A 19,110-nucleotide genomic window follows, 5' to 3' on the forward strand; every position below is an offset into this window, starting at 1 on the left:
GTGATGAAAATACCGTTTCATACTGTGACATGCCATCAATCCTGTATTTTTATTGAGACAAAGAAAAATCTATCGGCAGTTCAACCGTAATCCTGCCATTAGTTAAAATAACATCAGGCGGAGCAGGCAAAGGCTGTGCTCTTTCCAATACCATTTTTGCTTCCCTGTTGAGTGAATTAGTCCCTGAATGCCGGGTCAATTCACTGTCAATCACGCTTCCTAATCGATTAACCGTAAATCTCACCATCGGACGTCCTGTTCGTTTTCTTCTCTGCGCATCTACTGGGTATCTTTTATAGCGATTAAGATGCCCGGTAACTTCTGCCTGCCAGACCGCCGTGGCATCAGCAATAGTATCTGAATTACTGTCATAAGATGCCGCAGTGCGGACGGTCACATTATTTGCTGCGGCGCTACTGGTCGTGGGCGCCACGCTACTGTGTGATTTTTCACTTTCCTGTTCTTTTGCTTTCACTCTCTTCACAGGCTGTGTTTTTTTCGGCGCATCTTGCTCTTTCTGTTTTTTCTTTTGATTATTCACTAAGAGCTGGGCATTCTCATTGACATCCAGTTTCGGCATGTGAATTTCATCAACCTTACTTTCCTTCTGTTTACTGGCAACAGATAACTGTTGTTCAACGCCAACCGGCTGATTCTGTACTTTATTTATTGCTTCTGTTTGCGTTGATAGTTCAACCATAACCGCAGGAGGAGGCAGTAATTCTTCAATATCAACATCTGCGGGTTTGTAGACTAGCCAGCCTACAACCAAAGCGTGAAGTGTAATCGCTGCAAGAAAGGATTTTGTCACATGGCTTGTGTGAGCATTTTGATACGTGTTGTACGTCAACATCTCTTTAATAGCACATTATGTCAATAATAAATGGGTATGAATGATAATCAATTATATATATAAATGAAAACTATTTTTATTTATTAGTTATTCACTTCCTTGTGATAACTACTATTATTTGGTTATTTTTTCACTCTTTTTTGGCGTAAACCAGATAAAATCAGCATATTCATTGTTCAAGACGACGCCTTCTTCGGCAATCATGAATACAACAATTTTTTCATTTGGTGCTATTTCTTTCACATGCTGGGGAACGCCCATCGCTTTTGCCGCGTGATATCCACCCGCAAATAATACAGCCGGTGATGGTGCTTTAACCAATTGCTCAGCCATACGTTGATCACGCATTTGCTGGATCTGAGACATAGCGGAGAGATGTTGCTCATCGATCTTTTCACCGTGGGAATTTTTAATCGTTATTTCAATGAGTTTTTTGGCTTCATCAGAGACTAATGATGTTCTATTGCCCGCTTTATGGCTTTTATATGCCTGATCAATTTCACTGCGATCCAGATTTGCAGCTAACAGCGGATAAGGTGCTTTCATCAGCTCCATAACCAAATTTCCGTACCACTCCCACGGCCAGCCCTGCTGCCATGCCAATAGTTTTTCAACGCGTTCATTCCTGACAATCGGGTTACCTTGCAGCCAATTTTTGACTTTATTCACTTTTTCTTGCTGATTCGGGTTAATCATTTCGAGTAATACGGAACCGTGGGGGCGTTTTTTATCAAGCTGCTGAATCAGCCATAACTCGATTTGGTGATGGTAGGGATTATCGTGTTTCTCACCAACAACAACGCGAGAGTAGCCAGCCAATTGTTCAAGCAACTCATCAGGAGTGATAGCCTTCCCTGTTTTCGCATCAATCACTGCTCCCGATTGCATTAACTCATCAGGGAGAATTTGAAATGACGTTTTAGAGGTACTTTCAGCACTATTGGGAGCTACAGCACAACCACTGAGTACACCAGTGCCAAACAGGAGAGAACAGGCTAAAAAAGTTGATTTTATACGGGTAGATGTTTTCATATTTATTCATTATCAAAAGAAAAATTGCCCGCATATTATAGATAATGAGAATTATTTACAAATAAAACTACCCTATTAAGCAGTAACTTAACAAGGTAGCTTACTCGTTGCTCTGTGCCCGATTTCATTGCTGAAGTCAGGACAGTCACACATATTATTTATAGAGGATTGGTTTGTGCTTCAACAGCAGCCAATGCCACCATATTCACGATACGACGCACAGAAGCAATCGGTGTCAGAATATGGACAGGCTTCGATACCCCCATCAAAACTGGCCCAACGGTTACCCCATCCGAGCTAGTAACCCGCAGTAAGTTATAGCTGATACGAGCCGCTTCCATGCTTGGCATGATCAATAAATTCGCAGAGCCTTTCAGAGGACTGTCCGGCATGATGTCACGGCGGATACTTTCCACCAACGCTGCATCCCCGTGCATTTCACCATCAATTTCAAGTGACGGAGCCACTTGCTGAACCAATTCCAATGTCTTACGCATTTTTTGTGCTGAATCACACTCTGAAGAACCGAAACTTGAGCGTGACAATAGAGCCACTTTAGGTTCAATACCGAAACGACGAACTGTTTCAGCTGCCATGAGTGTTATTTCCGCCAATTCTTCCGGGCTTGGGTCTTCATTGACATATGTATCAGCAATAAAAGTATTCCCCATTGGCAACATCAAGGCATTCATGGCACCCGCAGTATGTACTCCCTGACGGAAACCAAAAACATCTTTCACAACTTGGTAATGCTCACTATAGCTGCCAACAGTGCCACAGATCAGGCCATCTGCTTCACCACGATGTACCATGATGGCCCCGATCAGCGTTGGATTGCCAATCACGGCACGACGTGCCTGTTCTTGAGAAACGCCGCGACGCTTCATCATTTGATAATATTCTTGCCAATATTCTTTGAAACGCGGGTCATTTTCGTTGTTGACTACTTCAAAATCTTTACCGGCTTCAATATGCAGGCCCTGCTTCTTGATCCGCATATCAATAACGCTAGGACGACCAATCAGGATAGGAAATGCCAACCCAAGAGAAACGAGTTCCTGTGTAGCGTGCAGTACGCGAATGTCTTCCCCTTCTGCCAACACAATACGTTTTTTCTCTTTTTTCGCTTGGGAGAAAATGGGTTTCATGAACAAGTTGGTTTTATAGACAAATTCATTGAGTTTCTCAATATACGCCCCGAAATCAGTAATTGGACGTGTTGCAACGCCTGATTCCATTGCAGCCTTCGCCACAGCAGGCGCAATTTTTACAATCAGGCGAGGATCAAACGGTTTAGGAATGATATATTCAGGGCCAAAGAATAGATCTTGATCACCATAAGCGGAAGCCACTTCCTGACTTTGTTCAGCCAGTGCCAAATCTGCAATGGCGCGAACACAGGCAAGCTTCATTTCTTCATTAATGGTCGTCGCACCAACATCCAGTGCTCCGCGGAAAATAAATGGAAAACACAGAACATTATTTACCTGATTAGGAAAATCAGAACGACCGGTACAAATAATCGCATCAGGACGCACTGCTTTTGCCAGTGGAGGCAGTATTTCTGGTTCTGGGTTGGCTAATGCCATGATAAGGGGTGCTTTTGCCATGGTCTTCACCATGTCCTGTGTCAGCACGCCCGGCCCTGAACAACCGAGGAAAATATCAGCATCCGGGATCACATCCGTCAATGTACGGCTGCCGTTATCTTCAATCGCATAATCCGCTTTGGTCTTTTCCATATTTTCTTCGCGGCCACGATAGATAACTCCTTTCGAGTCACAGACGACAATATTTTCACGTTTCAGACCCAGTGCCACCAGCAGGTTCATGCAGGCGATCGAAGCTGCTCCGGCACCCGATACAACCATGCGCACATTGCTGATGTCTTTCTCAACGACCCGTAATCCATTTAAAACTGCGGCAGTACAGATAATGGCTGTACCGTGCTGATCATCATGGAATACAGGAATTTTCATGCGCTCACGAAGCTTCTGCTCAATATAGAAACATTCCGGTGCTTTGATATCTTCGAGGTTGATACCGCCAAAAGTCGGTTCCAATGCAGCAATGATATCAATCAATTTATCTGGGTTGGATTCATCCACCTCAATATCAAAAACATCAATGCCCGAGAATTTTTTGAACAGAACGCCCTTACCTTCCATAACAGGTTTACCAGCCAATGCACCGATATTACCCAGCCCCAAGACAGCACTGCCGTTGGAGATCACCGCAACAAGGTTGCCACGGGCAGTATATTTATAGGCCGCCAAAGGATCTTTTGCTATCTCAAGGCAAGGAGCCGCCACTCCCGGAGAATATGCCAGTGCCAGATCACGTTGTGTTGTCAGTGGCTTAGTCGGGGTAATTGTGATTTTTCCTGGCTGTGGAAATTCGTGAAAATCAAGAGCACTTTGTTTTAATTTTTCGTCCATCATCTGATCCTTTACGCGTCTGTCGAAGTAAAAATTTGCCCAGTATAATAGTTACGGAAAGTTAAATCATGATGTTAACAACATTTTGTTCATAATCACCAAAATAAAATAAAAGGGCAAAAAATAATCAATGAATGATTTGATGTTAACCAATATTATATAGACATTATCCCAACAATACCTAATTGGGGGTATCAATTTATCAATTAATAACCTGATAAATTAATTAAGGAAGTATTTTTAAATTAGCATTTAAAATAAGTTTACAATAACAAAAATTAATCTATAAAATATTCCTGAAATTTATTTAGAAAATTATTAGCAATTAAGGAAACGCATTTTCTTATGAATGTGAATTTCATTTCATCTGTATGGATAAACCTGTTTGCGATATTTCTATTTTTATATCAGGATATATTTTCAGAATATCATTAGCTATGATTCAATATACTCTATAAAAATCACACAGCAATTTAACATAAAGCAGAAACCTGTCTTTTATGTTTTATAAAACATAAAATCTGCATTTCTATATGGGAGAAAGAACATGCATAATCATTCAGTCATGATAGTCGATGATCATCCTATCATTCGTCACGGCCTAAAAGGTTTGATTGAATTAGAACGAGAACTCATTGTGACTGCCGAAACTGACAATGGGGAAGATGCGATTAATATCGCTTGCCAAATAAAGCCTGACATTATTTTGATAGATCTGAATATTCATGGCATTTCTGGAGTTGATACGATTAAATCTCTCCGCCGAAAAGGGCTGAACACCTATATTCTGGTACTCTCTGATTCAGATAATCGCAGTGATATTTATGATGCAGTTGACGCAGGTGCGAATGGTTATTTATTAAAGGATATTGAACTTGTCCCTCTGTTGAGCAACATAAAAAAAGCCATAGATGGTCAGTCTGTGTTCAGTGAAAAAGTCCATCAATATTTATCCACTCGCCATCTCTATATTGATCCGTTATCAAAATTAACCAAACGTGAATTGGATGTCTTAAAAGAAATTTCAGAAGGCATGACAAATAAAGAAATAGCTGACTTCCTTTTTATTTCAGAAGAGACCGTGAAAGTCCACACACGTAACCTATTGAAAAAACTTAAATCCCGCTCCCGTCTAGAAGCCACTATCATCTATCTAAAACATAGAAAAACAGTATTGATCTAACATTGAGTTATTTCTTAACATTCTAAATTGCAACACAATTTCCCTAAATTCTTCCGATGGGGAAATTGTGAGTTATGAAGAATTACAAATTAATTTACAATAAATTAATTTCAAATATAGTAAATTAATACACTATTTATTTAATTTATTATTTCGAATGGAATTTATTTATCCCTGCTCTACCATTTTTTATGGTTACCCACAGCTGTGGTTTCATAACATAAGGGTCAGAAGAAAAAACGGGCAAAGCGCGTGCATAGAAACGTGTTACCTGGATAAATTACCAAATTTCACGCATTATGTTGAGTATGTAAAACAAGATCAAGGATCTCACCATGTCAGATACCACTACTCATAAAGCATTCATCCTTTACGGTATCAAAAACTGCGATACCATAAAAAAAGCACGGCATTGGTTAGAAGATCAAGAGATCCCTTATCAATTTCATGACTATCGTGTTGAGGGTTTATCTTCTGAATTACTTCAATCATTTATTGAGCAAATAGGCTGGGAATCTCTTTTGAATACCCGAGGTACAACTTGGCGTCAGTTGTCTGATGAACAAAAAGCAACCATCAATAATGCGGAGGCTGCTAAAGTACTCATGTTGGAAAAACCTGCAATAATAAAACGCCCTCTCTTAGTCTCAACCACAGAGGAAACAAGAGCAGCAGAATCAGCAATAGAAAAGTATTTGCTCGGCTTCAAGGCCGAACAATATCAACAATTCTTTCGCATGAATAGATAAGGACTCCATCATGATTTGTCCAGTAATTGATCTTGCTCAACAGTTAATCAATCGTCCTTCCGTTAGCCCCGATGATCAAGGCTGTCAGGAGCTTATCATTCAACGTTTGCAAAATATCGGCTTCACGATAGAACGAATGCCTTTCGGGGATACCCTGAATTTTTGGGCTTATCGTGGAACGGGAATAACGTTTGCCCTTGCTGGACATACCGATGTGGTTCCTGCTGGTGATATTCCACAGTGGCAAACACCTCCTTTTGAACCCGCTATCCGCGACGGAATGCTGTATGGTCGTGGTGCAGCTGACATGAAAGGCTCCTTGGCTGCAATGGTTGTAGCCGCTGAACGTTTTGTAATGGAAAATCCGGATCATCAAGGCCGCCTTGCTTTTTTGATCACGTCAGATGAAGAGGCTAAAGCAGTAAACGGAACGGTCAAAGTTATTGAAACCTTAATGTCACGCCATGAGCGTCTGGATTATTGTTTGGTGGGCGAACCTTCCAGCCAACAGCGTCTTGGCGATATTATCAAAAATGGGCGCCGAGGTTCGTTAACCGCCAGTCTGACTATTTTGGGAACCCAAGGACATGTTGCCTACCCTCAACTGGCAGATAATCCTATCCACCATTCCCTGCCTTTTCTACAAGAGTTGGTCAATACCAAATGGGACAACGGAAATGAATTCTTCCCTGCAACGAGTATGCAAATCGCCAATATTCAAGCGGGAACCGGCAGCAATAATGTGATTCCGGGTAAATTATGGATTCAATTTAATTTCCGTTTTAGCACTGAATTGACAGATACCGAGATCAAGCAGCAGGTTGAAGATATGCTGAAAAAGCATAACCTGAAATATGAACTTGATTGGTGGCTATCAGGCGAACCTTTCCTGACCTGTGAAGGTGTACTTGTTGACGCGACGGTTGAGTCCATCCAGCATTTTTGTGGATATCAGCCAGAGCTATCAACCAGTGGCGGTACATCAGATGGGCGTTTTATTGCCAAGATGGGTGCCCAAATCGTAGAATTAGGGCCAATTAATGCCACAATCCATAAAGTCAATGAGTGCGTGAACGTATCTGATTTACAAAAATTAAGCCTTATTTATCAACGTATCATGGAACAATTAATAAAATGATGACACCTGAAATGTTAACTGGCCTGTCCACAGAGCATCTGGTAACACTTGCGGGTAGCCATCGTTTGCAGTTCAATGCCACCAAAGCATTTCTTGCCATGCAGAAAGATGCCACCAAAGCAGGTTTTAAGTTACAACCCGCCAGCTCGTTTCGTGATTTCACACGCCAGCAAACTATCTGGAATGAGAAGTTTCGCGGTCAGCGTCCAGTTCTGGATGATAATAGCCAACCGCTTGATATTTCAAAAATGAGTGAAAGTAAAGTATGTGAAGCCATTCTCCGCTGGTCTGCCCTGCCAGGAGCAAGCCGCCATCATTGGGGCACCGAACTGGATATATATGATCCATTTTTGCTACCGCAGGGTAAAAAACTGCTGCTGGAACCGTGGGAATATGAAAATGGAGGGTATTTTGAGCCATTGACCGATTGGCTAACAGAAAACATGCCTAATTATGATTTCTATCGTCCATTTACCCGACACGATGCTGGTGTAGCTTATGAACCGTGGCATATCAGTTATTGGCCTACATCTCATAAAGCCGAAAATTTATTCAATGAACAAGTGTTACTAAGTGCTTGGCAAGATCGTGATATTGCCGGCATTGATTGGTTAAAAATCAATCTATCCTATATATTTGAAAGATACATCAGAGTTGTAGATTAGTGTAATGGCCTGCTATACCCAATGGATTTCAAGATGCAGCGCGACGGCAAGGGAACAAATCCCCAGGAGCATAGCTAACTCTGTGACTGGGGTGAGTGAGCGCAGCCAACAAAGCTGCAACTTGAAAGACGACGGGTATAAACACTAAGAGCCTTATGGAGGAGACTCTTAACATTCCGAGGAAAATACCATGCATTGGTTGATAAAAGATTATTGGTGGATTGTTCTGTTGGTTCTGATCGGTATTGTCATTAATGCGGTAAAAGCATTAAGTCGTGTCGATCAAAAACATTTTTTAGATAATAAACCAGAATTACCTCCACATCGGGATCTTAATGCTCAATGGGATGATGAGGACGATTGGCCTCAACAGGATCGTAAGAAATAACCCAATTTTTCCACTGGTTGGCAAGTATTTTATCTATGCTTGCCAATGCGTGGGCAACTTCGGCTCGCCAATGTTTCAATAACGCCTTACGTCCACTCAACGATAAATCACGCGCGCACTGTTCAATATCTATCCGCTGCTGAAGATGTTTTCGCAAAGCAGGCAATGCCAGATTACTCATCAGCAATAGCCTCTGTAGTGCAAAATAAGAGGCAGACAAGGGGCGGTGAGCAAACGCAAACCCAGATAACTCCTGCCAATCACACGCATTGAGTCGTTCGTCATCATCACACTTAATGGGTAGGGAAAACCCAAGCAACATCCCCAATTTCTGAGCATCGCGGGATAATTGTTGCTGTGCAGATTGAGCAAGCCGATGCCCTTGCTCACTCAACGGCAAGATAGCCATCGCGGAATAACAACCACTGCTTGCTTCCCGATGTGTTCCCATTCTCACCAATTGAAAACCACATTTTTGCCAAAGGGCTAAAAGTTCATCGGTATAGCCAAAACTGACAGAAAGAAAATCCAACCGGTGCTTATTGGCTTCCTGACATTGTTGGGTTATCAAATGTTGGGCGATCCCACGGCGGCGATACTGTGCTTGCACTGCGATTCGGCTAACTCGCTGTGATTTCAGTGTGGCGGCAAGTGGAAAACCACCATGTGCCGCCAAGGATTGAGCCACCAGATTTCCCCTTGGACGGCGGCGACCTGCCCATATTTCATGTGCCAATGATGGAGATAAACCACCTTCATCTACCATCCACAGCGCCCCTATCAATTGTTGCTTATCCTCAGGGAAACAAGACATGGCAGCAAGAAATGTCATTCCGTTACCATCCAGCAATCGACGCAAATCGAGGGGGGATGTACGGTAATGTGCACTGGTTAATAATCCATAAAATTGGCGCAATAATGCAGGTTGTTCTGACCACATGGGTTGTTTAATGGGATAAAAATTCAGTGCTTTTTCAAAATTGAAATATTCTGATTGTTCATCAAACCGCAACTTATTATCAAAGAGCTTTTTATCATCGAATAATAGGACGCTATCCAGCCAAGTTTCCAGTGGATCATTTTCAGCCCAACGCATTGGTGTCTTCAATTCCCGAATTTGGCATTCAGGTAATTCAGCACAAAGTTTCAACAAAAAGCCACGCCCTGTACCTTCATAGCCCTGAACTGTTGAAGTCAGCAGTACCCGTGGGAAATATTGTATCAATTCAGATAGCTGTGGTGTTGGGATCGCCGCAGCTTCATCAATCAGTAACCAGTCAACGTTATTTTTATTTTCCTGACCATTTTTTTTCAATCGGCAATATTTCAGTAAATTATCTACCGACCAAAATGGCGTTTCTTGCTCTGGAGATTCTTGTTCTGAAAACCCAGAGTAACGTAAGATCACCTCTGTGGTAATTTTTGCAGGCGCACATAACCAGCATTGACCATGCCAATGCCGCACCAACATTCCCGCCAATGCGGATTTTCCACGCCCTCTCGGAGCAGTGATTACCCAAACACCTCGCGAAACCTGTGACAGTTCGTCCAAAATAGCTTGCTGACTAACTGTTGGATTCCCGTCAGGCATCTGCCACAACTGAGCCTGAGGCAAGGGCTGCGCTCTGAAAGGTATTTCCTGTCGCCATAATAAGACATTAGGAAATGCGAGGATCTGCTGCTGAATATGGCGAATAAAATAAGGTGTCGGAATAATCCCGCCTGACTCATTCCAGCGCGAGCTATCTTCGTCCGGTTGTTCAGTCCACTGTAACCAAGTGGGTATACGCATAACCAACCAACTCCCTGCTTTCAGGGTACCAGCCAATATTGCCAACGCCTCAGCATTAAGACCATGAGTCGCATCAAAAATACCATGCAAAAATTCACGCCCCAGCAAACTGACAGCTTTTGTCGGTTCAATAGCCTCAGGGGTATAAGATGAAACCGTTAGCCAATCCCCATGGAACTGTTTTTTCAGATGAGTAACAATCAATTCACTCCATTGAGGATCACCACTCAACACAACTAAACGGCGATGACCCTGTTGTTGCATCTGTGCTTGCAACCCTTCCCATTCACTATCCAGCACATTTTCCAACACAATCATGACTTACCAATCAACATTGATAAAATACCGGCAGCAATCAGTGGGCCAACGGGAACTCCCCTAAATAGAGCCACACCCAATATTGTGCCGACCAATAGTCCCGCCACTGTGGACGGTTGATTGGACATTAAAGCTACGCCACGGCTTCCCAGCCATGACACAATTACGCCAACAGCAATAGCGAGCAGGGATTTCCAATTCAGGAAGGAACTAAAAATTTCTTGTGCAGAGATTTTTCCACTTGCAATAGGTGCCATGACTCCTACGGTCAGAACCAGAATGCCTATCGTCAAGCCATACTTTTCCACCCAGGGGAAAAACTGATTTAATGGTGTGATGCGAACCACCAGCAAAAATAGCATAGCGAGAGTGACGGTCATGTTATGACTGATAATACCAAGCCCTGCCAGTACGAGTAAAATAAGTAACGTCGGATCAATATGGCTCATGGATTTTTAATTTCCTACAAAACAAGTCTTACAAGACAAAATTTGATGTCTTCACTGCACCAGTACAGCAGACAACATAGATTCTGACATGGTGAAGAATCATAACTTAAAATTTATGCAGTTAATCAAAAATATTTACATTCATTGGAAGAATGATTATTAAGGACTATATTCACAGATAAAACATCCGGTAATAAAAATCATATTCAACAGATTTTCAATGACCGATACGCCATGCCCAATCATTTCAAGCTACAACTCAACAAAAAATCAGCAACCTGAACGATAAAATCACATACCTCAATTGAGTTAAATTGATAAAAATCTAATCAAATGGATTAATCATGTAGCAATTCGTGTTTTTTAATATCCTTGCTTTAAATAGTAACAATGATAAATAATTACAAAACCTGAGCATGATATAATCTTAGCTCTTAATCATAGAAGTATCACGGCAGGAATAATTTACTTATAACATCAGTAAAAAATCGAATTAATCGCGCTTTACTGATAAATATCAATACAATGACCAAGGTGAATGCGGAAAGGTTGTAAGAAAATGCCTTGCAAACAGGATGCGTTCGTATAATCAATATGAGAAAACTAATATTCTCCATCATGATCTGTGTTTCATTAACAGCCTGCACTACCCAATGGGTACCCGCAACAGGTAACCCGATTCCTTTTAATGAAGCAACCCAAATATGTAACGACGCCTCATTAAGTCTATTTCCTGTAAAAAATGAGGTTGCACAAAGATCAGTACTCAAAACAGTACGACAATCTTGTGTGAATGGTGTCGAATGCGGAAAAGATGGTTATTACAATCAGAGCGTTCCTGTCACTGAAAGCTACGTTATGGATGTTAATCAGAGTTCCAGAAACCAATATTATAATCATTGTATGAAACAAAAAGGCTGGAAACAAAAAATTAAATACCTTCTCTAATCTTCACCAGACCAGCAAAATGCCCTGTCTGACTCAGGGCATCCTTTTATTTCAAGCAATAAACGCTAAGTAATCGTTTGCGTCATTAATCCAAAATAACACCAATACGGCGAGCAACCTCTTCATACGCTTCAATCAAACCACCAAGACTCTGGCGGAAACGATCTTTGTCCATTTTGTCCATTGTCTGCTGATCCCATAAGCGACTACCATCCGGTGAGAATTCATCTCCCAATACAACCTGACCTTTGAACAGGCCAAATTCCAATTTGAAATCCACCAAAATCAAACCCGCATCATCAAACAATTTACTCAATACGTCATTGGCTTTGTAGCTGAGGCGTTTCATCTCAGACAGATGCGCTTTGCTAACCCAGCCGAAGGTTTCACAATAAGATTCATTGACCATTGGATCATGTTTAGCATCATCTTTCAGGAATAGATCAAACAAGGGTGGATTAAGCACCATGCCCTCTTCAACGCCCAATCGCTTCACGAGGGAACCCGCAGCACGGTTACGAATAACGCATTCCACTGGCACCATATCGAGTTTTTTAACCAAAGATTCATTATCTGACAATAGCTGTTCCATTTGCGTCGGGATGCCCGCTTCTTCCAGTTTGCTCATGATGAAATGGTTGAATTTATTATTCACCATCCCCTTGCGATCAAACTGTTCAATGCGTTCACCATCCAATGCTGATGTATCATTACGGAATTCCAGTACAAGCAGGTCAGGGTTATCAGTGGCGTACACCGTTTTTGCCTTTCCACGATACAACTCAGCTTTTTTCTGCATTTTATACTCCAGAAATGTGTGACATCTTTAAACGTAAAAAATCAAACAAAAAATTTAACTCAATATATAAAGGGGCCTCAGGCCCCTTTATATATTACTTGTCTGTGGATTTGCTGAATGCGGCTTCCAGCATAGCCACCATTTGATCATTTTCAGCCTGAGTCAGCGGTTTACCTTTCTCGCTGATAAATTGCAGGCTGCTTCGGTTATCCAAATCACCTACCTGTAATTTGTAACTACCTTCGCTGATAGAGGGTTCTTCTACACCCAAAGCTTTCCAATCTGAAGAGCTGCGCCCTTTGTAAGTCACGGCTATCGCTCCTGTTGAGCGAGTACGATCCGTAACTTGCATTCCTACGCTTTCCAACGCATATGGCAACCTGTTCCAAACTACGTTGTATGGCGCACGAACGATAATTTGTGGCAGTCCTGTGTTATCGCTACCGCTTTGTACAGTTAACGCACCAGAATCTTTTGCATTGCTCTGACCTGCTTCTTCTTGCTGCTGCCTCAAACCACCAGCCAATTCGTTAAGCATCAAGGCATTGTAACGCTGGATTTCTGCCGGATCTGTGATATTTTTTCCACCCTGTTTCAATCCATCATTCGAAACAGACAGCGTTGTTTGGTAATCCTGTTCAGCAACCGAGATGTGATAACGCCCCTGATAAGGAATATTTTCATCCGAACGTTGCCATGTGATCCAATCAGTCGTCAATGTTCTGGCTGCATCATCTTTTTGACTGATATGATAATTTTTCTTCGCCAAAAGATCATTTACCTGTGACCACAATTTGCTGTATTCCGAGGTATTTTCAAGCAACAATTTACTGCTTTGTGCGCTATTCTCAACACGGGAGCCGGTCAATAACGCAAGAGCCTGCAAGGGTGGACGAATATCCAATTCTTTACCCACTGCGCCTGTTGAAGTCGCTGATGGAATATCATATTCACCGTTTTGTAATGGTAAAGTCATTCCCTCAGGGATGCTCAATATTTTCAGGGGAAGTGTTTCAAGATAGGATTCATCTCCGCTTACCTGACGTTTATAGCGCTGATCGCTGGAGCAAGCTGCCAAAAAAACCACCAATGACAGGCCAGCAATCTTCATGACCTTCGATTTTTGCAATAATGTTGCCATTAAAATTCCCTAAATTTTACAGTAGTCCAGTCACTTTCAAGGCATTGCCAACTGGAATTTGCCCTTCTTGCGTCAGTGGAATCATTGGCAGACGCAGTGTGTCATCGGCAATCAATCCCAGTTGACGACAAGCCCACTTGACTGGCGTCGGGCTAGGTTCAACAAATAATTTATGATGCAATTCCATTAATCGGCTGTTCAAGCTACGAGCCTTCAAAAATTCGCCCTGCCCAGCCAATTCACACATCTGTGCCATTTCCGCTGCTGCAACATTCGCCGTCACAGAAATAACCCCTTTGCCGCCAAGCTGCATGAAATCGACAAAAGTTGGATCATCACCACTTAGCAAAATGAAATTTTCATCATTAACCAATTCTTGGATCTGACTAACACGGCTTAAGTTCCCCGTCGCTTCCTTAATTGCAATAATATTTCTCAATTTCGCCAGGCGAGCGACTGTCGGCGGCAGTAAATCACATCCAGTTCGAGATGGCACATTATACAGAATTTGTGGTAAGTCAGTATTTTCAGCTATTGCCTTATAGTGTAGATATAATCCTTCCTGTGATGGTCTATTATAATAAGGTGTCACTGTCAGGCAACCCACAACGCCCGTATTTTCGAAACGGTTAGTCAGAGAAATAGCTTCAGCCGTGGCATTCGCCCCTGTACCAGCAATCACAGGAATGCGCCCATCGGCCATTTCCAGTGTTGCCAGTACGACATCAACATGTTCATCGTGGCTAAGTGTTGCACATTCGCCTGTTGTTCCAACAGACACAATCGCAGATGTACCATTGGCGATATGATAATCAACCAATTTTTTCAAACTGGCCTTATCAATCTGACCGGCGGAATCCATTGGAGTTATCAATGCAACTATACTGCCTGTAAAACCAGAATGTTCGCTCACCATTGCCATTTCCTCTTAATTAAACCTTAAACCACACATGAGAGGTTCATGGTACTTTCTTGTTATACAGAAGAAAACTCTTTAGACACGCGATTTCGATGAATTTTGTTAATACCAAGTGTAGCCGATTAAACAAAAATTATAATTGTGTTCTCAAGACAAATACGATTGACCTTCTCTTGATCATTTTTTATGTTTAAACAGAACACATACACAGCAAGCACCTAACACAATTAAAGGAAAATTGCTTTGCCAACATCAGAACAACACTTTTTAGTGATCACTGCTCTCGGTACAGATCGTCCCGGCATCGTCAATACCATTACTCGCCTTGTCAGTACATGCGGCTGTAATATTGAAGATAGCCGTTTAGCAATGTTTGGCGAAGAATTTACCTTTATCATGTTGCTATCCGGCAGCTGGAATGCGATTACCCTGATCGAATCTATTTTGCCACAGAAAGGCGCAGAACTTGAGTTACTCATTGTGATGAAACGGACCCGATGTGGTGTTCAGAAAAAATTTCCTTCAACTATTACTGTCAAAGTTGATGTTGATGATTCTCCGAGAATTGTTGAACGTTTTACCAGCCTATTCACAACTCAGAATCTTAATATTGCTGAGCTGGTATCAAAAACTCATCCCGCCGAAAGAAAAAAACCAGCCCGCCTGCAAATTCAAATTACGGGCCATCATCCATTGGATGATAACGGTACAATATTTAAAGAAACCTTTCACCAGCTATGTTCAGAATTAAATGCGCAGGGCAGTATTAACGTACAAAACCATTTAGAATCATAGAAAGGAATTTAAAAACAGTCCCTAATTTGAATAGCTCTCAGAATGAAGTAACTTCATAAAGCTGGTGGCTGTTTTTATAATATTTCATCCATATGGCTATTTATAGTAGTATTAGCGTACAAAATCATTCAAATCAAAACGATCAAACGGAGAATGCGTGATGAGTCCATTGAAAGCCGGTGATAAGGCACCTCAATTCAGCCTTCCAGATCAAGATGGAAAAACCATCAATTTATCTGATTTCAAAGGTCAGCGGGTTTTAGTTTATTTTTACCCTAAAGCAATGACACCAGGCTGTACCGTTCAGGCGTGCGGTTTGCGTGATACGATGAATGAACTGAAGAGTCTCAATGTTGAAGTGCTGGGCATAAGTATAGATGCATCTGAAAGGCTATCCCGCTTTGCAGAAAAAGAGCGGCTGAATTTCACATTACTTTCTGACGTTGAACATAAAGTTGCAGAACAATTTGGCGTTTGGGGAAAGAAACAGTTTATGGGGAAAACTTATGACGGAATTCACCGCATCAGTTTCTTGATTAATCCACAAGGCGATATTGAACACACTTTTGATAAATTCAAAACCAATGCCCATCACCAAGTTGTACTCGACTACCTGAAACAACACTCATCGTAAACCAGTAATAATCAAATGACATAATTCACTCCCGCAGTCCAATGTCACTGAGGGAGTGAAATTCAATTCCGCCTGAGACGTTCTAGAAAAGCTAATATTATCGCTGTAATGGCATGAAGCAACAACATGCGTTCTCAATACCCAGCTGCAATATTGTCATCGACTATTATAATTTTTCCCCTTCGACTTTTTCTTCCGGCCAGACATGAATAACAGCTTTGATTAACGTAGCCAGAGGAATAGCAAAGAAGACACCCCAAAACCCCCATAATCCACCAAAAATAATGACAGAAAGAATGATAACAAGCGGATGAAGGTTGACCACTTCTGAAAATAGAATTGACACAAGGAGATTGCCATCTAATCCTTGCACAACCAAATATGCAATGAACAATGTCCAGAAATCAGTTTCAAGCCCCCACTGAAACAACGCGACGATAATGACGGGGAATAGTGACGATAACCGTACCAATATAAGGAATTAACACTGATAAACCGACCAAAACTGCAAGCAGAAGAGAATAATTCAGTCCAAAAAAGGCAAATACTGCATATGTACAGATATTTAGAATAATCATTTCTGTTACTTTGCCACGAATATAATTCGTAATCTGCTGATTCATTTCGTTCCATAATTTTCCTGCCAAACCGTAGTTACGTGGCAATACCCGCTGTAATGCCGCTACCATTTGTTTTTTATCTTTTAACAAGAAAAATACCATTAAAGGTACAAGGATCAGATAAATCGCAAGCGTCAATAAACCAATCAAAGATGCGACTGAAAACTTAAAAACAGATTCACCCGCGAGAGAAATTTTGCTGCGCAGATTATCAGCTATCATGTCGATAATTCCCGCATCAACCAGCTCGGGATAACGGGCTGGCAAAGTATGGGCATAATCATTAAATCGATTGAGCATATTAGGCAAATCAGAAAATAAGTTTAATCCCTGTTGCCAAACAGTTGGAGCAACAATCAGGATGACCAATGCACTAACTCCCATAAATATTGTTAATACAATAGAAACAGAAAGCGCACGACTACAACCTAATTTCGCTAATTTAACAGTTGGCCATTCCAGCAAATAGGCCAAAACAATAGCAGCAAGAACTGGTGCCAGAATTCCATTGAAAAAATAGATTATCCCAAATCCAACCAATAAAATAATTGATAATGCAATAACTTGTGGATCAGTAAAACGGCGATAATACTATTGCATGATCATACCCAGCATAAATACAACTCCTTGAAAACTGCATTCAATGACTATTTTTTATCAAAAATTGTTAAGGTTAACGGTTTTTAAGTTACCCTTTGCTATCATACACGTATTCATGAAATTAATAGCTAATTAGAGCGCTTTGTTTTACGAGGATCATTTTATGAGAATCGCCTTATGAAAAAAAACACGCTGCAAAAAACTCTGATAGCCGTATTCATCAGCTTGTCACTATTGGGAAATACTTCGGTTTTCTCCGCACCAACTGAAGATTCACTGCCCGATATCGGTACCACGGCTGGGGAAATCCTCAGTATCAACCAAGAGATGGTAATGGGTGATTTGTATATACGTTCGATACGTGCTCAGGCACCACTGATTTATGATCCTTTATTGACTCAATATATTAACAAACTGGGCCAAAAATTAGTCAGCCACGCCGATTCAGTAAAAACCCCTTTCCACTTCTATCTGATCAACCATCCTAATATTAACGCTTACGCTTTTTTCGGCGGTAATGTAGTACTCCACTCAGCACTACTCCGCTATAGCCGCAATGAGAGTGAACTAGCGTCTGTCATGGCCCATGAAATTTCTCATGTGACGCAACGGCATTTAGCGCGTTTAATGGAAGAGCAGCAGCGCAAAAGTCCCTTTGCCTGGGCCGGAACTCTTGGCTCTATCCTGCTTATGATGGCCAATCCACAGGCAGGGATAGCGGCACTCAGTGGCACACTTGCAGGTTTCCAGCAAGGTATGATCAGTTTTACTCAATCAAATGAGCAAGAAGCCGACCGTATTGGAATGCGAACCCTCAGCCAGGCAGGATTTAATCCGAATGGTATGCCTGACTTTATGCAAATTCTGGCAGATCAATCCCGCTACAGCTCAAAGCTACCTGAGATACTATATACTCACCCATTACCTGACAGCCGTTTAGCTGACGCCCGTAACCGTGCAAATCAATATCCAACCAAGGCTGTCCCTGAGTCCCAGGATTTTCTGTTCGCCCGCGTCCGCATTCTGACAATGTATTCAACAGAACAGCGTCCCTATATTGAGCAATTATTCAATAAATATAGCCAAGGCACTGCCAAAGAACAGATTGCTGCTGCCTATGGACGAGCTATTTTGCTTTCCCAAGATAAAAAATTTAATGAGGCCGGAACAGTATTATCACCATTATTGAATAAACAGCCGAATAATACTTGGTTTATTGATACCATGACAGATATCGATCTCGAAAAAAAGCAATATACTAGCGCGATTAATCGCTTGCAGGATGCCCTCAAGAAACAAAAAAATAATCCGGTGCTGCAAATCAATCTTGCAAATGCTTACCTTCAGGCCAAACAGTACCCGCAGGCATCACAACTCCTGTTTCGTTATACGTTCAATAATCCCAATGATTTCAATGGTTGGTCATTATTGATTGACGTTGCCGAAAAACAAGGTAAACAGGCTGAAAAATTGGCTGCCTATGCTGAAACCATGGCATTGCAAGGTAAATTTGACATGGCCATTGAATACCTCGGTAAGGCCAGCGCGTTAGCAAAATTGGGGAGTTATGATCAAGAACGGTATGATGCCCGTATTGATCAATTACGCCAACTACAAGAAAGTTATAGCCAATATAAGAAATGAGGTTT

Annotated in this window: 16 protein-coding genes and 1 pseudogene; 8 read left to right on the forward strand and 9 right to left on the reverse strand. The window is 41.6% G+C overall.

Going from position 1 to position 19,110, the window contains the following annotated elements; translation table 11 throughout:
* Window positions 1-49 precede the first annotated feature (49 nt).
* From AACQ81_RS05185 to maeB, 3 genes are all read right to left on the reverse strand, one after another.
* Entirely contained in the window at window positions 50-853 is an 804-nt protein-coding gene (locus AACQ81_RS05185) for a cell envelope integrity protein TolA (protein WP_237385107.1), read from the reverse strand.
* Window positions 854-967: 114 nt separating this feature from the next.
* Window positions 968-1,885: a ChaN family lipoprotein gene (locus tag AACQ81_RS05190; RefSeq protein ID WP_237385108.1), complete on the reverse strand. Its 918-nt coding sequence runs from the start codon at window positions 1,883-1,885 to the stop codon at window positions 968-970.
* A 158-nt stretch (window positions 1,886-2,043) separates the two neighbouring features.
* Window positions 2,044-4,323, reverse strand: a complete 2,280-nt coding sequence (gene maeB, locus AACQ81_RS05195) for an NADP-dependent oxaloacetate-decarboxylating malate dehydrogenase (RefSeq protein ID WP_237385109.1) — start codon at window positions 4,321-4,323, stop codon at window positions 2,044-2,046.
* A 547-nt stretch (window positions 4,324-4,870) separates the two neighbouring features.
* Here maeB and AACQ81_RS05200 point away from each other — a divergent pair.
* The 5 genes from AACQ81_RS05200 to AACQ81_RS05220 all read left to right on the forward strand — a co-directional run bounded on the left by AACQ81_RS05200 (window position 4,871) and on the right by AACQ81_RS05220 (window position 8,446).
* Window positions 4,871-5,506: a response regulator gene (locus AACQ81_RS05200; protein WP_237385110.1), complete on the forward strand. Its 636-nt coding sequence runs from the start codon at window positions 4,871-4,873 to the stop codon at window positions 5,504-5,506.
* A gap of 335 nt (window positions 5,507-5,841) precedes the next feature.
* Window positions 5,842-6,255 carry an ArsC family reductase gene (locus tag AACQ81_RS05205; RefSeq protein ID WP_237385111.1) on the forward strand — a complete coding sequence of 138 codons (414 nt, stop codon included), beginning with the start codon at window positions 5,842-5,844 and terminating at the stop codon, window positions 6,253-6,255.
* A 10-nt stretch (window positions 6,256-6,265) separates the two neighbouring features.
* Window positions 6,266-7,393 (forward strand): succinyl-diaminopimelate desuccinylase, encoded by a 1,128-nt coding sequence (gene dapE, locus AACQ81_RS05210; protein ID WP_237385112.1) that lies wholly within the window; start codon window positions 6,266-6,268, stop codon window positions 7,391-7,393.
* Window positions 7,390-8,058 (forward strand): M15 family metallopeptidase, encoded by a 669-nt coding sequence (locus AACQ81_RS05215; protein WP_237385113.1) that lies wholly within the window; start codon window positions 7,390-7,392, stop codon window positions 8,056-8,058. The genes dapE and AACQ81_RS05215 overlap by 4 nt, the downstream gene beginning before the upstream one ends.
* A 190-nt stretch (window positions 8,059-8,248) precedes the next feature.
* Window positions 8,249-8,446, forward strand: coding sequence for a YpfN family protein (locus AACQ81_RS05220; protein ID WP_237385114.1), 198 nt, complete (start codon window positions 8,249-8,251; stop codon window positions 8,444-8,446).
* Here the strand turns inward: AACQ81_RS05220 and AACQ81_RS05225 are convergent.
* The 5 genes from AACQ81_RS05225 to dapA form a co-directional block, all read right to left on the reverse strand.
* Window positions 8,391-10,556 carry a tRNA(Met) cytidine acetyltransferase TmcA gene (locus tag AACQ81_RS05225; protein WP_237385115.1) on the reverse strand — a complete coding sequence of 722 codons (2,166 nt, stop codon included), beginning with the start codon at window positions 10,554-10,556 and terminating at the stop codon, window positions 8,391-8,393. The genes AACQ81_RS05220 and AACQ81_RS05225 overlap by 56 nt on opposite strands.
* A complete protein-coding gene (locus AACQ81_RS05230) occupies window positions 10,553-11,005 on the reverse strand; it encodes a DUF441 domain-containing protein (RefSeq protein WP_237385116.1) in 453 nt (150 codons plus the stop codon). Before AACQ81_RS05230 ends, AACQ81_RS05225 begins: the two co-directional genes overlap by 4 nt.
* Before the next feature lie 1,033 nt (window positions 11,006-12,038).
* The gene (gene purC, locus AACQ81_RS05235; protein WP_237385117.1) at window positions 12,039-12,752 is read right to left on the reverse strand and encodes a phosphoribosylaminoimidazolesuccinocarboxamide synthase; all 714 of its coding nucleotides are present in this window, start codon (window positions 12,750-12,752) and stop codon (window positions 12,039-12,041) included.
* Between the two features lie 94 nt (window positions 12,753-12,846).
* The gene (bamC, locus tag AACQ81_RS05240; protein ID WP_237385118.1) at window positions 12,847-13,893 is read right to left on the reverse strand and encodes an outer membrane protein assembly factor BamC; all 1,047 of its coding nucleotides are present in this window, start codon (window positions 13,891-13,893) and stop codon (window positions 12,847-12,849) included.
* A 16-nt stretch (window positions 13,894-13,909) separates the two neighbouring features.
* Window positions 13,910-14,809 carry a 4-hydroxy-tetrahydrodipicolinate synthase gene (gene dapA / locus AACQ81_RS05245; protein ID WP_237385119.1) on the reverse strand — a complete coding sequence of 300 codons (900 nt, stop codon included), beginning with the start codon at window positions 14,807-14,809 and terminating at the stop codon, window positions 13,910-13,912.
* 246 nt (window positions 14,810-15,055) lie between these two features.
* Here dapA and AACQ81_RS05250 point away from each other — a divergent pair, with 246 nt between their 5' ends.
* Window positions 15,056-15,607: a glycine cleavage system transcriptional repressor gene (locus AACQ81_RS05250; protein ID WP_237385120.1), complete on the forward strand. Its 552-nt coding sequence runs from the start codon at window positions 15,056-15,058 to the stop codon at window positions 15,605-15,607.
* Window positions 15,608-15,767: 160 nt separating this feature from the next.
* On the forward strand, window positions 15,768-16,241 hold the full coding sequence (bcp, locus tag AACQ81_RS05255; RefSeq protein ID WP_237385121.1) for a thioredoxin-dependent thiol peroxidase: 474 nt from the start codon (window positions 15,768-15,770) through the stop codon (window positions 16,239-16,241).
* 166 nt (window positions 16,242-16,407) lie between these two features.
* Here bcp and AACQ81_RS05260 read toward each other — a convergent pair.
* Window positions 16,408-17,422: pseudogene (locus AACQ81_RS05260) on the reverse strand (AI-2E family transporter).
* 216 nt (window positions 17,423-17,638) lie between these two features.
* Between AACQ81_RS05260 and AACQ81_RS05265 the strand changes: the two are divergent.
* Window positions 17,639-19,105, forward strand: coding sequence for a beta-barrel assembly-enhancing protease (locus tag AACQ81_RS05265; protein WP_237385122.1), 1,467 nt, complete (start codon window positions 17,639-17,641; stop codon window positions 19,103-19,105).
* The last annotated feature ends 5 nt before the right edge of the window (window positions 19,106-19,110 follow it).

Source organism: Xenorhabdus sp. Sc-CR9 (genome assembly GCF_963897815.1).
In the GTDB taxonomy this organism is placed as follows: domain Bacteria; phylum Pseudomonadota; class Gammaproteobacteria; order Enterobacterales; family Enterobacteriaceae; genus Xenorhabdus.